This window comes from Aeromonas sp. OTU364 (assembly GCF_038440395.1).
Classification (GTDB): Bacteria; Pseudomonadota; Gammaproteobacteria; order Enterobacterales; family Aeromonadaceae; genus Aeromonas.
Map to the genome: position 1 here is coordinate 1 of NZ_JASATR010000026.1, position 13,124 is coordinate 13,124.

Annotated in this window: 11 protein-coding genes, 3 pseudogenes and 1 riboswitch; of the genes and pseudogenes, 5 read left to right on the forward strand and 9 right to left on the reverse strand. The window is 62.4% G+C overall.

Features of this window, described 5'->3' with window-relative positions:
* Positions 1 to 263 precede the first annotated feature (263 nt).
* The 4 genes from AAHB08_RS19620 to AAHB08_RS19635 all read left to right on the forward strand — a co-directional run bounded on the left by AAHB08_RS19620 (position 264) and on the right by AAHB08_RS19635 (position 5,353).
* The gene (locus AAHB08_RS19620) at positions 264 to 713 is read left to right on the forward strand and encodes a pullulanase (RefSeq protein ID WP_025328176.1); all 450 of its coding nucleotides are present in this window, start codon (positions 264 to 266) and stop codon (positions 711 to 713) included.
* 207 nt (positions 714 to 920) lie between these two features.
* Positions 921 to 3,068 carry an adenosylcobalamin-dependent ribonucleoside-diphosphate reductase gene (locus AAHB08_RS19625; RefSeq protein WP_342059846.1) on the forward strand — a complete coding sequence of 716 codons (2,148 nt, stop codon included), beginning with the start codon at positions 921 to 923 and terminating at the stop codon, positions 3,066 to 3,068.
* Positions 3,069 to 3,077: 9 nt separating this feature from the next.
* A complete protein-coding gene (locus AAHB08_RS19630; protein WP_005323870.1) occupies positions 3,078 to 3,761 on the forward strand; it encodes a TSCPD domain-containing protein in 684 nt (227 codons plus the stop codon).
* Between the two features lie 221 nt (positions 3,762 to 3,982).
* Positions 3,983 to 5,353: a PhoH family protein gene (locus tag AAHB08_RS19635; protein WP_139435097.1), complete on the forward strand. Its 1,371-nt coding sequence runs from the start codon at positions 3,983 to 3,985 to the stop codon at positions 5,351 to 5,353.
* Positions 5,354 to 5,419: 66 nt separating this feature from the next.
* Here the strand turns inward: AAHB08_RS19635 and AAHB08_RS19640 are convergent.
* From AAHB08_RS19640 to thiB, 6 genes and pseudogenes are all read right to left on the reverse strand, one after another.
* A pseudogene (locus tag AAHB08_RS19640) lies at positions 5,420 to 5,560 on the reverse strand (thiamine ABC transporter ATP-binding protein); the annotation flags it as partial.
* 40 nt (positions 5,561 to 5,600) lie between these two features.
* Positions 5,601 to 5,741: pseudogene (locus tag AAHB08_RS19645) on the reverse strand (thiamine ABC transporter ATP-binding protein); the annotation flags it as partial.
* 40 nt (positions 5,742 to 5,781) lie between these two features.
* Positions 5,782 to 5,922, reverse strand: a pseudogene (locus AAHB08_RS19650) (thiamine ABC transporter ATP-binding protein); the annotation flags it as partial.
* 40 nt (positions 5,923 to 5,962) lie between these two features.
* On the reverse strand, positions 5,963 to 6,670 hold the full coding sequence (gene thiQ, locus AAHB08_RS19655) for a thiamine ABC transporter ATP-binding protein (protein ID WP_342059847.1): 708 nt from the start codon (positions 6,668 to 6,670) through the stop codon (positions 5,963 to 5,965).
* 69 nt (positions 6,671 to 6,739) lie between these two features.
* Positions 6,740 to 8,368 carry a thiamine/thiamine pyrophosphate ABC transporter permease gene (thiP, locus tag AAHB08_RS19660; RefSeq protein WP_342059848.1) on the reverse strand — a complete coding sequence of 543 codons (1,629 nt, stop codon included), beginning with the start codon at positions 8,366 to 8,368 and terminating at the stop codon, positions 6,740 to 6,742.
* Entirely contained in the window at positions 8,344 to 9,324 is a 981-nt protein-coding gene (gene thiB / locus AAHB08_RS19665; RefSeq protein WP_342059849.1) for a thiamine ABC transporter substrate binding subunit, read from the reverse strand. The genes thiP and thiB overlap by 25 nt, the downstream gene beginning before the upstream one ends.
* Positions 9,325 to 9,424: 100 nt before the next feature.
* A riboswitch (TPP riboswitch) is annotated at positions 9,425 to 9,515 on the reverse strand.
* Positions 9,516 to 9,606: 91 nt separating this feature from the next.
* Between thiB and AAHB08_RS19670 the strand changes: the two genes are divergently transcribed.
* Positions 9,607 to 9,897 (forward strand): PilZ domain-containing protein, encoded by a 291-nt coding sequence (locus tag AAHB08_RS19670; RefSeq protein ID WP_342059850.1) that lies wholly within the window; start codon positions 9,607 to 9,609, stop codon positions 9,895 to 9,897.
* 104 nt (positions 9,898 to 10,001) lie between these two features.
* On the opposite strand, the gene AAHB08_RS19675 is transcribed toward AAHB08_RS19670, so the two are convergent.
* From AAHB08_RS19675 to leuC, 3 genes are all read right to left on the reverse strand, one after another.
* Positions 10,002 to 10,928 (reverse strand): transglutaminase domain-containing protein, encoded by a 927-nt coding sequence (locus AAHB08_RS19675; protein WP_342059851.1) that lies wholly within the window; start codon positions 10,926 to 10,928, stop codon positions 10,002 to 10,004.
* A gap of 173 nt (positions 10,929 to 11,101) precedes the next feature.
* Positions 11,102 to 11,701 (reverse strand): 3-isopropylmalate dehydratase small subunit, encoded by a 600-nt coding sequence (leuD, locus tag AAHB08_RS19680; protein ID WP_163149573.1) that lies wholly within the window; start codon positions 11,699 to 11,701, stop codon positions 11,102 to 11,104.
* 16 nt (positions 11,702 to 11,717) lie between these two features.
* Positions 11,718 to 13,115 (reverse strand): 3-isopropylmalate dehydratase large subunit, encoded by a 1,398-nt coding sequence (gene leuC / locus AAHB08_RS19685; RefSeq protein ID WP_342059852.1) that lies wholly within the window; start codon positions 13,113 to 13,115, stop codon positions 11,718 to 11,720.
* Between the last annotated feature and the right edge of the window lie 9 nt (positions 13,116 to 13,124).

Here is a 13,124-nt window from a genome sequence, read left to right on the forward strand (position 1 = left end):
GATGAGCGGGGTTTTTTATTGCCTGAGAATCAGTGCATTGACTAATAATTAAGCTTTAACACTCCTGCAGTTTGACGATGAGCTCCCTCCTCTCCCAAAACCGCTCCCCTTTTCTGTTCGATATTTATCCATCGGCGCGACGTGCTGGATATAAAAAGCACAGAATGTGATGACTCTACCTTTCTTGTGATGCCTGCTCTGCTTTAATTCGTCTGCCCACGTTCGATGGGCCAAGGAATCACAATAATCTGAGGAATGGACACATGTTCAAAAGAACAGTAACGATGATGCTGGCGGCGGGAACCCTGGTATTAGGCGGTTGCGCATCCAATGGCGGTGCAGAGCAGGCGGCAGACAACAGCGACTTCGGTGGCAAGTCCATCTACCTGCGGGGGGAGATGAACGACTGGATGGCGACCGATGAGAGCAAGGTGGTCAAGGTGGCCGACAAACTCTACATGGCCAAGGGGACGCTCAAGAAAGAGTGGGCGCCCTACAAGTTCAAGTTCGCCGACTCCGGCTGGAGCTGTGGCACCAACTTCGGCTACAAGAGTCCGAGTGACGGCGTCGCCGTGCTGGGCGGAGAGCCTGTGCCGGTCAACCCCTGCTCCAAGTATGAGGATATGAAGTTCTCGCCGGATGCCGACGGTGTTTACGAGTTCTATCTGAATATGGCGGGTGAGACGCCGAGCGTGTACGTCAAGAAGCCCTGAGATTCCTCCTCCCGTTAAATTCATCGGGAAATGAACCGGTTAAATGCCCTGGCCCAAATATCTGCTGGCCGGGGCATTTTTTTAGGATAGAATCGGCGCCCCGTGAGAGAGATACTATATATAGTGCTATATGGTTGACATTAAACCTATTGGTTGTGTTTTTGATTCTGTCATGACGTTATTGCATTCACATAAGGTGGCTTGAAAATGGCTAAATCCAACCCTGTTCTGGAGAGTGGACCCAACTCTGCCCTCATCCCCATGCAGGAAACCTCCCTCGAGATCTGGGACAGCAAGTATCGCCTCAAGAGCAAGGATGGGGCGCCCATCGACGGCACCATAGATGAAACCTATCAGCGGGTTGCCCGTGCGCTGGCGGCCCAGGAGAGCGAGCCCGATGCATGGTATGAGCCCTTCCTGTGGGCCCTGCGCAATGGCGCCATCCCGGCGGGTCGTATCACCTCCAATGCAGGGGCCTTCGAGCACAAGCCGGCCACCTCGACCATCAACTGCACCGTCTCCGGCACCATCGAAGATTCGATGGATGACATTCTTGGCAAGGTGCACGAGGCCGGCCTGACCCTGAAGGCGGGCTGCGGCATCGGCTATGACTTCTCGACCCTGCGTCCGCGCGGTGCCTTCGTCTCCGGCGCCGGTGCCTATACCTCGGGCCCGCTCTCCTTCATGGATATCTACGACAAGATGTGTTTCACCGTCTCGTCGGCAGGCGGCCGTCGCGGCGCCCAGATGGGCACCATGGATATCCGGCATCCCGACGTGATCGAGTTCATTCAGGCCAAGCGGGAAGATGGTCGCCTGCGCCAGTTCAACCTCTCCCTGCTGATCACCGAAGAGTTCGTCAAGGCAGTGAAGGAGGATGCGCCCTGGCGGCTCATCTTCCCCTACACCGCCAAGGAGGTGGAGCAGGACGGCATCGCCCTGGATGATCCCACTCAGGTGCTCTGGGCCGACTGGCCGAACAAGGAAGGAGTGGTGATCAACGCGCTGGGGCAGGTGGCCTGCAAGGTCTACAAGACCCTGCCAGCGCGCAAGCTGTGGAACGTCATCATGACCTCCACCTATGACTATGCGGAGCCCGGTTTCATCCTGATCGACAAGGTCAACCAGATGAACAACAACTGGTTCTGCGAGGAGATCCGCGCCACCAACCCCTGTGGTGAGCAGCCCTTGCCCCCCTATGGCGCCTGCCTGCTGGGGTCGGTCAATCTGACCAAGTTTGTCCGCGAGCCCTTCACCGAGCGTGCCGCCTTCGACTGGCAGGCGTTTCGCAAGGTAGTGGCCATCTTCACCCGCATGCTGGACAACGTGGTGGAGATCAATCAATTGCCGCTCCCTAAGCAGCGCGAGGAGATCACCGCCAAGCGCCGCCATGGCATGGGATTCCTCGGCCTGGGGTCGACCCTCACCATGCTGCAGATAAAGTACGGCTCTGCCGCTTCTGTCGCCTTCACCGAGCAGGTCTCCCAGGAGCTAGCGATGACCGGCTGGCAGGAGTCCCTGGCCCTGGCGAAAGAGAAGGGCCCTGCCCCCATCATGGAGCAGGAGTTCGAGGTGACCGGCAAGATGTTGCGGCTGCGCCCCGAGATGGCGGCCGATGGCATCAAGCTCGGCGACAAGGTGAAGGGCAAGGTGCTGCATGCACGCTACAGCCGCTACATGCAGCAGGTGGCCGAGGTGGATCTCGCCCTGGTGGCCGCGCTGGCCGAGGTGGGTGGGCGTTTCACCCACCACAGCAGCATAGCGCCGACCGGCACCATCTCGTTGTCGCTGGCCAACAACGCCAGCAACGGCATAGAGCCGAGCTTCGCCCATCACTACAGCCGCAACGTCATCAAGGCGGGCAAGAAGAGCAAGGAGAGCGTGGATGTCTACTCCTTCGAGCTGCTGGCCTACCGGGAGCTCATCAACGCCGGCGCCATGCCCTACACCGAGGATGAGGCCTGCCGTCTGCCGGATTACTTCATCACCGCCGACGACATCAGCCCGGCCCAGCACGTGGACATCCAGGCCGCGGCCCAGCGCTGGATAGATTCGTCCATCTCCAAGACGGCCAACGTCCCGACCGACTTCCCGTTCGAGCAGTTCAAGGACATCTACATGTATGCCTCGGACTCAGGCCTCAAGGGCTGCACCACCTTCCGCTTCAACCCCGAGGCCTTCCAGGGCGTGCTGGTGAAGGAGAAGGATCTGGAGAACACTCAGTACGAGTTCACTCTGGAGGATGGCTCCGTCATCACGGTGAAGGGGAACGAAGAGATCGAATACGATGGCGAGCTGCACACCGCCGCCAACCTCTACGACGCCTTGAAAGAAGGCTATTACGGTAAATTCTGAGAACAGATTATGGTCAAGAAGATCGACAGGAAAATCGTCGCCTACAAGGTGAAAACCCGGGATGAGCCGCAAGAAGCGCCGGCTCCTCAGGATGACGTGGTGCATATGCACGAGACGGTACTGCGTCCGGAGCGGCTGATGGGCACCACCTACAAGCTGAAGACGCCGGAGCATGTCTCCGAGCACTCGCTGTTCATCACCATCAACGACATCATTCTCAACGAGGGTACGGTCCACGAGACGCGCCGTCCGTTCGAGATCTTCATCAACTCCAAGAGCCTAGAGCACTATCAGTGGATAGTGGCGCTGACCCGCATCATCTCGGCGGTGTTTCGCAAGGGCGGGGATGTCACCTTCCTGGTGGAGGAGCTGAGGTCCGTGTTCGATCCCAAGGGGGGTTACTGGAACAAGGGCAAGTATGTGCCGTCGCTCATCGCCGAAATTGGCAACGTGATCGAGACTCATCTCACCGAGATAGGCATGCTCAAGGCCACCGGGCTGGATGAGCACCAGCAGGCGTTTCTGGCCGAGAAGCAGGCACAGATCCAGGCCGAACAGGAGGCTGACGTCCAGCAGGCAGGCAGCGGCTTCCCGGCCAGTGCGGCGCTCTGCTACAAGTGCCACACCAAGGCGCTGGTGCAGAAGGATGGTTGCATGACCTGCCTCAACTGCGGCGATTCCAAGTGTGGCTAATGGGGCCAACAGGGGCATAAATCAGCTTAAAAGACCGGCCTGTGGGCCGGTCTTTTCTGTTGGGTGTTTTCTGTTCAGTCAGTCGCAGGAGCCAAAGGGATTTGTTGCACGCTGGTAAATTCGGGCGTAGCGTGAGGGGTAATAAAACTGTCACGGCCGTGTGGTTTCAATGACATCTGAGATTCACACACGTGGCACCTTCAGTGCCAAGGAGGATGCTTATGGACAACACGGACCGAAAGCTGTTTATCCTGGATACCAACGTTCTGCTTCACGAACCCCTCGCCATCTACTCCTTCAAAGAGCACGACGTGCTCATCCCCATGACGGTGCTCGAAGAGCTCGACAACATCAAGGATCGCCAGAAGGACGTCAGCCGTGATGCCCGCATCGCCATCCGAGCCCTGGAAGACGTGTTCCGCGATGCGACCCCGGAGCAGATAGTGCAAGGGGTGGCGCTGGCCGGCGAGGCGAGCGGTCGCATCTCCATCTTCAGCGATCACCATCTGCCCCAGGATGCCGAGGTGTTCACCGACAAGGAGGCGGACAACCGCATCATCAACGCGGCCCTCTACCTGCAAAAGCACGAGATGAAACGCCAGGTGGTGCTGGTGACCAAGGACATCAACATGCGCCTCAAGGCCAAGGGGGCGGGCCTTGCCCATGTGGAGGATTATCGCAGCGACCAGCTGATCGACGACATCCGCCTGCTGGCCAAGGGCTTCCAGGTGGTGCCAGGCAGCTTCTGGGAGCGGGTTGGCGAGTGCGACAGCGAGACCCATGGCCGCGACACAGTTCACGTGATCGACTCGAACCTGCTGGAGGGGGTGCACGTCAACCAGTACCTGCTGGACGAGGAGAACTTCTTTGCAGCCAGGGTGCTGAGCCACGACGGCAACAAGATCCGCCTCAAGGATCTGGGCCGCGAGCGGCTGATGTCACGCAAGGCCTGGGGGGTGCATCCCAAGAACATCTATCAGGGCATGGCGCTGGACGCCCTGCTGGATCCGCACATCGATCTGGTGATCCTGACCGGCCCGGCGGGCTGCGGCAAGACCCTGCTCGCCATGGCGGCGGCCCTGGAGCTGGTGATCGAGAAGGGGATTTACGAGAAAGTGATCGTCACCCGCAACACCCCGGAGATTGCCGAGAGCATCGGCTTCCTGCCCGGCACCGAGGAGGAGAAGATGATGCCCTGGCTGGCGGCGGTGACCGACACCCTGGAGGTGCTGCACAAGCAGGACGAGAACATGAGCGGGTCCCTCAGCTACATCATGGAGAAGGCCAACATCCAGTTCAAATCCGTCAACTTCATGCGCGGGCGCAGCATCCAGAACACCTTCGTGCTGCTGGACGAGTGCCAGAACCTGACCGCCTCCCAGATCAAGACCATCATCACCCGCTGCGGCGAGGGGACCAAGATCGTCTGCTCCGGCAACCTGGCCCAGATAGACTCCAACTACCTGAGCCCGGTGACCTCGGGTCTGACCTACATAGTCGAGCGTTTCAAGGACTTCGACGGCAGTGCCAACATCTTCCTGAACGGCGTGGTGCGCAGCCGGCTGGCTTCGTTCGCCGAGGAAAATCTCTGATTCAACGCAATCTCTGCATGAGAAAGGGGAAGCCGGACGGCTTCCCCTTTTTTGATCCCGTTGCCGTCATTGCCCTTGTGTACGACCAAGGTAGCGCAGCAGCCCGGGGTGCTCGCTGTCTTGCAGTATGTCGGGTTTACCCTGCAGGGCGATGCGGCCCTCGTCCACGAACAGCACCTGATCGGCGATCAGCTGGGCATCTTCCGGGGTTATGCCAGGGGGAGACCATCCGCTTGTTGGCCATCCACTATGGAGATAGAGCACGACCAAGGTAGCGCAGCAGCCCGGGGGGGTCGCTGTCTTGCAGTATGTTCGGTTTACCCTGAAGGGCGATGCGGCCTTGGTCCACGAGCAACACCTGATCGGCGATCAGCTGGGCATCTTCCGGGGTTATGCCAGGGGGAGACCATCAGCTTGTTGGCCATCCACTATGGAGATAGAGCGCGACCAAGGTAACGCAGCAGCCCGGGGTGCTCGCTGTTCTGCTGTATGTCGGGTTTGCCCTGCAGGGCGATGCGGCCCTCGTCCACGAACAGCACCTGATCGGCAATCAGCTGGGCATCTTCCGGGGTTATGCCAGGGGGAGACCATCCACTTGTTGGCCATCCACTATGGAGATAGAGCGCGACCAAGGTAGCGCAGCAGCCCGGGGTGTTCGCTGTCTTGCAGTATGTCGGGTTTGCCCTGCAGGGCGATGCGGCCTTCGTCCACGAACAGCACCTGATCGGCAATCAGCTGGGCATCTTCCGGGTTGTGGGACACCATGAGCACAGTGATGCCCTGCTCGCAGGCGAGGCGGGCCACCTCGGCCAGCATCTCCCGGCGCAGGGCGGGATCCAGGGCCGAGAAGGGCTCATCCAGCAGCAGCAGGGGTTTTCCCCGTACCAGAGCGCGGGCCAGCCCCACCCGCTGTTGCTGGCCGCCGGAGAGCTGCTCCGGCAGGCGGCTCAGCATGTCCCCAAGACCGACCCGCTCTGCCCCCTGTCTCACCTGCTCGCGCTGGGCCTCGCTCAGGTGCAGGCCAGGGTGCAGGCCGATGGCGATGTTGTCGAACACCGACAGATGCAGGAAGAGGTTGTGATCCTGAAACAGGGTGGTCACCGGCCGCTCGGCGGGACCGAGCGGCAGCAGATCGACGCCATCGAAACTGAGACGGCCGGACTCCACCGGCACGAAGCCGGCGATCATGCCGAGCAGGGTGGACTTGCCGGCACCGCTCGGCCCTATCAGGGCGGTGATCTCCCCCCTGGGCAGGGTGGCGCTGAAGCTGACGCGCCAATCCGGGTAGCTGGTGACCAGTTCATCGATGTTCAGCATGTTTTCCTCTCAAAGAGTCCGTTCGACCAGCCAGAACAGCCGCAGAAACGGTAGCGCAGGGTTTGTACCTCAATGCTCACCATTCTTTCCTCCAAGACCCCGCTCAACCAGCCAGAACAGGGAGAAACAGAGCGTGAGCAGCAGCAGGGCGGTGGCGGCAGCCTCGGTCAGCCGGTAGCTCCCGAGCTGCTGATAGAGCAGCCAGGGCAAGGTGGTGAGGGCCTGGCTGCCGAACATGGCGATGGCGCCGAGATCCCCGAGGGACAATATCATGGAGAGCGCCATGGCGAGCGCCAGCGGGCGGCGCAGCAGAGGCCACTCCACCAGTCGCAGGCGATGCAGACCGCGCACCCCAAGGCTGTCCGCCAGCCGATCGTACTGGCGCACCACCAGCTGCATGGGGGCGCTGAGGGTACGCAGCACATAGGGCAGCGCCATCAGGGCGTTGACCAGCACCACCAGCCAGGGGCCCAGGGCAAAGACGTCGACAAAGGGCATGAACATGATGAAGAGACCGGTGGAGAGCACCACTGCCGGGATCATCAGGATCATGGAGCCGCTGGCCTCCCACAGGGCGGCGGCCCGCCGCTTGCGCCCGCGCACCCTCAGGTGGCGGCTGGTGAGCAGCAGACCGGCGCCGAGCAGGGTCGCCAGCGACCCGGCCGCCAGGGCGATGGCCAGGGACTGGCCGCCCGCCTGCCACAGCGCGGGGGATGCCAGAGCCGTCAGCAGGCCGGGGTTGAAACCGGCCACGACTATGGCCAGCAGGGGCGGCAGGAAGATGGCGAGCCCGGTGCAGAGCGCCACGGCATCCACCAGGCCTGTCGCCGGCTGATGGCGATCCGGCCTCAGGCAGGGGCGGCGGCTGGTGAGACGGCTGGCCGGGGTGGTCTGCAGCCTGTGTTGCAGCAGGAGCAGGGCGACGGTCAGCAGCAGCTGTACCAGCGCCAGTCCGCCCGCGGTGGCGAGATCGAAGTCAAAGCGCAGTGCCTGATAGACGGCCACTTCCAGGGTGGTGGACTTGGGGCCGCCGCCCAGCGCCAGCACTGTGGTGAAGCTGGTGAAGCAGAGCATGAAGATGAGGCTGGCGAGCCCCGGCAGTATGCCGCGGATGAGCGGCCACTCCAGCAGCCGGAAGATGTGGGATGAGCGCATGCCGAGCTGGCTGGCGAGGCGCCAGGAGGTCTCGGGGACGCTCTCTATGCTCTGCAGTATGAGGCGCGCCGCCAGCGGCATGTTGAAGAACACATGGGCCAGCAGTATGCCGAACAGGCCGTACAGGTAGTTGCCGGGATCCAGCCCCAGACCGCGCAGCAGCTGTGGCAACCAGCCCTGGCGACCGTGCACCGCGACCATGCCAAAGATGGCGATGATGACGGGCAGCACCAGGGAGAGGCCGAACAGCTTGAGCAGCAAGGCCCTGCCGGGGAAGCGGCGCCGCGCCAGGGCACGGGCCACCGGAATGGCAAGCCCCAGGCTCAGCAGGGTGGAGAGCAGGGCCTGCCCCAGGCTGAAGCCCAGCACATGGCGCAGATAGGGATCGGCCAGCAGGGTGCGGGGAGACAAGGTGCCCGCCTGCCACAGCAGGGCCGCGAGCGGCCCGAGGGACAACAGCAGGATCAGCAGGGTGGCCGCACTGCCCGGCAGCCACCAGAGGGGACGAGAGCCTGCGTTCACTGGGTGACGGCTTGCAGCCATTCGCGGATCCAGTTCTTGCGATTGGCGGCCACGTCATCAGAGGTGAAGCTCAGCGGCTTGGCGACCGTGATCATCTGCTCGAAGCCCTTGGGCAGCGGCTGGTCGATCACCGGGTACATCCAGTTGCCTGCAGGGATCTCCTGCTGGAAGGCGGGGCTGACCATGAACTGCAGGAACTGATCCGCCAGCTTGTCCTGGACAGCGCTTTTCAGCTTGGCGGCCACTTCCACCTGACGGTAATGCCCCTCTGCGAAGGCGGCCGCCTGGTACTGGGGCTTGTTCTCGGCGATCAGGTGATAGGCGGGGGAGCTGGTATAGGAGAGCACCATGTCCGCCTCGCCGTCGAGGAACATGCCATAGGCCTCGGACCAGCCCTTGGTGACGGTGACCGTCTTTTTGGCCAGCTGTTCCCAGGCGGCGGGGGCCTGATCGCCATAGACAGACTTCATCCAGAGCATCAGCCCCTGGCCAGGGGTGGAGGTGCGGGGATCCTGATAGATCACCTTGAGATCCTGGCGTTCCACCAGCTCTTTCAGGCTCTTGGGGGGCTGCTTGAGTTTGTCCTTGTCGTAGACGAAGGCGAAGTAACCGTAGTCATAGGGGACGAAGGTGTCATCCTGCCAGCCACCCGGCACCTTGAGGGCGTCGAGTCTGGTGTGATGGGGGGCGAACAGGCCGCTCTGCTTGGCCTCGCTGACCAGGGCATCGTCCAGCCCCAGCACCAGATCGGCCTTGCTGTGCTGGCCTTCCAGCCGCAGCCGGTTGAGGATGGCGACACCGTCTTCCAGGGCCACCAGATTGAGGGTACAGCCGCACTCCTTCTCGAAGGCCTGCTTGATCTTGGGACCCGGGCCCCATTCGGCGGCGAAGGAGCCGTAGGTGTAGACGGTGAGGGTGTCGGCGGCAAATGCCTGGGCAGAGAGCAGGCCGGTCGCGAGCAGCAGCAGGGTCTTCATCAATGGCACTCCTGTGGGTACTGAGGTGCCATGGGCAGCGGTCTGCTCATCAATGGCACCTCTCTTGTGGTGAGGGCCAGCGGATGAGGGCGCAAAAAACGCGCGCCATGCCTCAAATTCCTCCGCCAGCATTATCTGGATCAGGTTCACGGGTATAATCTCAGCGGTAAACCGCACCCCGTTTGAGCAACGAACCGCATTGTATTGACCTTCTTTGGGGGAGGCCAGCACTATGTTTCACGGGCCGCGCCGTGCGAGCCACCACCAAGGAGGATGCCCCCAGTGATCACCAGCACCAAGGAAAGACGTGCCTTCCAGCGCATGGTCATCAACGCCCCTGTCACCCTGTTCCAGCACCAGCAGGTGCTTGAGGGTGTCTGCCGGGATCTCAGCGCCAATGGCATGGGGGTCGAGGTGAACGAACACGGATTTGATCTGGCCCAACCCATCCGGGTGAGCCTGGCCACCAGCAGCAACCTGCTGCCCCCCTTCGAGGCCCGGGCCCGCATAGTGCGGGTGCTGGAGGAGGAGGGCGGGCTCTTGCTGGCGCTGGAGTTCCTGCCTCTGACCTGAGTCCGCACGCCACCCTGTTCCATCGACCAGCCACCGGCTGGTCGATGCATTTTCGGCCCGGGCCAACCTTGCCTCCCCGCCCGGATCGCCGCACCGGGTGCGGCTCAGTTGCTGGCCAGCACGGGTTGGACGCTCAACTGCTTGCTGTCGACCAGCGTCTTGCTGGTGGCGGCGAGCTGGCCCATGGGGAGCTGGGCTGGGCCGGTCGGCTCCAGCAGCAGATAGGTCTCCCCTTGCCAGTTCAGGGTCGCCTGACCCGGGCCGGCCGGCAGCGCCACCCCCAGCAGGGCATGGCCCGGCACGAACACCATGGCCTGCTTCAGCTCGGGAAATCGCTGGGCCAGCAGAGCCGCCATCAGAGTGACCTTGCTGTCGCAATCCCCCCGGTTCTGCTCCAGCACCTGGCGCGGGCTCAGAAAGCCCTTGCCCGAGCGCCCCGACTGGCTGTCGAGCAGCTGATAGGGGATGGCCTGGATGAAGTCGAGCATATGGGCCACCGTCTTCTGGCGCGCCTCTGTCTCTGTGGCGCCCTCCTGCTTGAGCTGCTCGGCCAGGGGCGCCAGTTCGGCACGGCTCTCTAGGGCGATGCGCACATGATCCTGCTTGATGGCGGGGGCGCCGTCGGGCGGGGTGAAGGGCTGGAAGTAGTGCTGCTTGAGCCACTCGGCCTCCAGTCTGGCCTGCTCCGGCTTGACCCATAGCGAGGCTTCCCTGGCCTTGTCGGCGTTGCGGCTCTTGAGGCTGAGGGCGAGGCTGGGGCGAGAGAGGGAGAACTGCACCTCGGGGAATTCAAGCTCCGCCTGCCGCAGCAAGCTCTGCAGCACCTCCTCCTGCATCCTGGCCGGGCGATAGGCGATGAGCGGCGGCAGCTTGCCCGCCTCCAGCCGGTAGCTGAGTTGCTGGGCCTTGCCATCCCTGTCCTGCCAGCCGACGTCGAGCTGGCCGCCGTTGCTGCTGAAATAGGTCTGCCCGCCCAGGGCCGGGAGGCTGAGCAGCAGGCAGAGCATTGAAAGGGCGCCCCTTGCGGACATAGGTGTCTCCTGTCGGACATGCAGAGGTTGCGGGCCTTGTACAGCGACCCGACAATAAAACAGGGAGCCTGGGCTCCCTGTTGATTCTACTCGCTTTCTTATCGCAGGCTCGTCAAATCCAGCTCGGCTGCCTTGGGTTGTCTCGAAGGCGCCGATACTGGTTTTGAGTGTACTTAAATCCAGCTCGGCTGCTTCGCCTCGAAGGCGCTGATGGCTGCTTCGTGTTGCAGGGTCAGGCCGATGGCATCCAACCCGTTGAGCAGGCAGTAGCGGCGGAACTCGTCGATCTCGAAGCCGAACGTGAGCGCGCCGGCGCGCACCTGGTTCGCCTCCAGATCCACTTCAATTTCTATGCCCGGATTGGCTGCGACCAGCTGGAACAGGGCCTCGACCTCTTCTTCTTTCAGGCGTACCGGCACCATGCCGTTGTTGATGGCGTTGCCGTAGAAGATGTCGGCAAAGCTCGGGGCTATGATGGTCTTGAAGCCGTAGTCCGCCAGCGCCCAGGGGGCGTGCTCGCGGCTCGAGCCGCAGCCGAAGTTCTCCCGGGCCAGCAATATGCTGGCACCGGCGAATTGCGGCTGGTTCAGCACGAACTCGGGGTTGGGCTGCTCCCCGGCATCGTCAAGGAAGCGCCAGTCGTGGAACAGGTGCTTGCCAAAACCGATGCGGTTCACCTTCTGCAAAAACTGCTTCGGAATGATGGCGTCGGTATCGACGTTGGCGCTGTCGAGGGGAACGACGATCCCTTTGTGTTGCTTGAAGCCTGTCATCTTGTTCTCCTCGTAATTACAGCGCACGAATATCGGCGAAGCGGCCGGTGACGGCGGCGGCGGCGGCCATGGCCGGGCTCACCAGGTGGGTGCGGCCGGCACGGCCCTGGCGCCCTTCGAAGTTGCGGTTGCTGGTGGAGGCGCAGCGCTCCCCCGGTTGCAGCCGGTCGTTGTTCATGGCCAGACACATGGAGCAGCCGGGCAGGCGCCACTCAAAACCCGCCTCGAGGAAGATCTTGTCGAGCCCCTCGGCTTCGGCCTGGGCCTTCACCTGCTCGGAGCCCGGCACCACCAGGGCCTGTACCCCGGCGGCCACCTTGCGGCCACGGGCGATGGCGGCGGCGGCACGCAGATCCTCGATGCGGCTGTTGGTGCAAGATCCGATGAACACCTTGTCGATGGTGACGTCACAGAGCTTCTGGCCCGGCTGCAAGTCCATGTAGGCAAGTGCCTTGCGGGCGGACTGCTGCTCCATCAGATCGCTGAAGGATTCCGGCGCCGGAATGGGTTCATTGACGGCGATCACCTGGCCCGGGTTGGTGCCCCAGGTCACCTGAGGGGCGATGGCGGCGGCGTCCAGCACCACTTCGGCATCGAAGGTCGCGCCCTCGTCGCTCTTGAGGCTCTGCCAATGGGCGATGGCCTGCGCCAGCGCCTCGCCGGTGGGGGCGAATACCTTGCCGCGGATGTAGTCGATGGTGGTCTGATCCGGGGCTATCATGCCCGCCTTGGCGCCGAGCTCGATGGCCATGTTGCACACCGTCATGCGCCCTTCCATGGAGAGACCCGTGATGGCATCGCCTGCGAACTCCACCACGTAACCGGTACCACCGGCAGCGCCGACCTTGCCAATGATGGCCAGCACCACGTCTTTGGCGCTGATGCCTTCGGCCAGCTTGCCGTTGACAGAGATACGCATGGTCTTGGCCCGGCCCTGCTTCAGGGTCTGGGTCGCCATCACGTGTTCCACTTCGGAAGTGCCAATGCCAAACGCGAGCGACCCGAAGGCGCCGTGAGTAGCGGTGTGGGAGTCGCCGCAGACTATGGTGGTACCGGGCAATGTGATGCCGAGCTCGGGGCCCATCACGTGGACTATGCCCTGGTATTTGTGGTTCAGATCGTAGAGACGAACCCCGAACTCCTTGCAGTTGGCTGCCAGGGTTTCCATCTGGATTCTGGCCATCTCGCCGGAGGCGGCGATGTCCTTGGTGGTGGTGGAGACGTTGTGATCCATGGTGGCCCAGGTCAGATCCGGGCGGCGCAGCGGGCGCTTCATGGCGCGCAGGCCGTCGAACGCCTGGGGGCTGGTCACTTCGTGCACCAGGTGGCGATCGATGTAGATGAGGGGGGTTTCCCCTTCCACTTCCCGGACCACGTGGGCGTCGAACACTTTCTGATAGAGGGTCTTGGACATTGCTCTGTA

Excerpts from the sequence above, each read along its gene's own strand:
- AAHB08_RS19630 (WP_005323870.1), top strand. The coding sequence starts at position 3,078 with ATGGTCAAGAAGATCGACAGGAAAATCGTCGCCTACAAGGTGAAAACC.
- thiP (WP_342059848.1), bottom strand. The coding sequence starts at position 8,368 with ATGGCTGCAAGCCGTCACCCAGTGAACGCAGGCTCTCGTCCCCTCTGG.
- AAHB08_RS19675 (WP_342059851.1), bottom strand. The coding sequence starts at position 10,928 with ATGTCCGCAAGGGGCGCCCTTTCAATGCTCTGCCTGCTGCTCAGCCTC.
- AAHB08_RS19635 (WP_139435097.1), top strand. The coding sequence starts at position 3,983 with ATGGACAACACGGACCGAAAGCTGTTTATCCTGGATACCAACGTTCTG.
- leuC (WP_342059852.1), bottom strand. The coding sequence starts at position 13,115 with ATGTCCAAGACCCTCTATCAGAAAGTGTTCGACGCCCACGTGGTCCGG.
- thiQ (WP_342059847.1), bottom strand. The coding sequence starts at position 6,670 with ATGCTGAACATCGATGAACTGGTCACCAGCTACCCGGATTGGCGCGTC.
- leuD (WP_163149573.1), bottom strand. The coding sequence starts at position 11,701 with ATGACAGGCTTCAAGCAACACAAAGGGATCGTCGTTCCCCTCGACAGC.
- AAHB08_RS19625 (WP_342059846.1), top strand. The coding sequence starts at position 921 with ATGGCTAAATCCAACCCTGTTCTGGAGAGTGGACCCAACTCTGCCCTC.
- AAHB08_RS19620 (WP_025328176.1), top strand. The coding sequence starts at position 264 with ATGTTCAAAAGAACAGTAACGATGATGCTGGCGGCGGGAACCCTGGTA.
- thiB (WP_342059849.1), bottom strand. The coding sequence starts at position 9,324 with ATGAAGACCCTGCTGCTGCTCGCGACCGGCCTGCTCTCTGCCCAGGCA.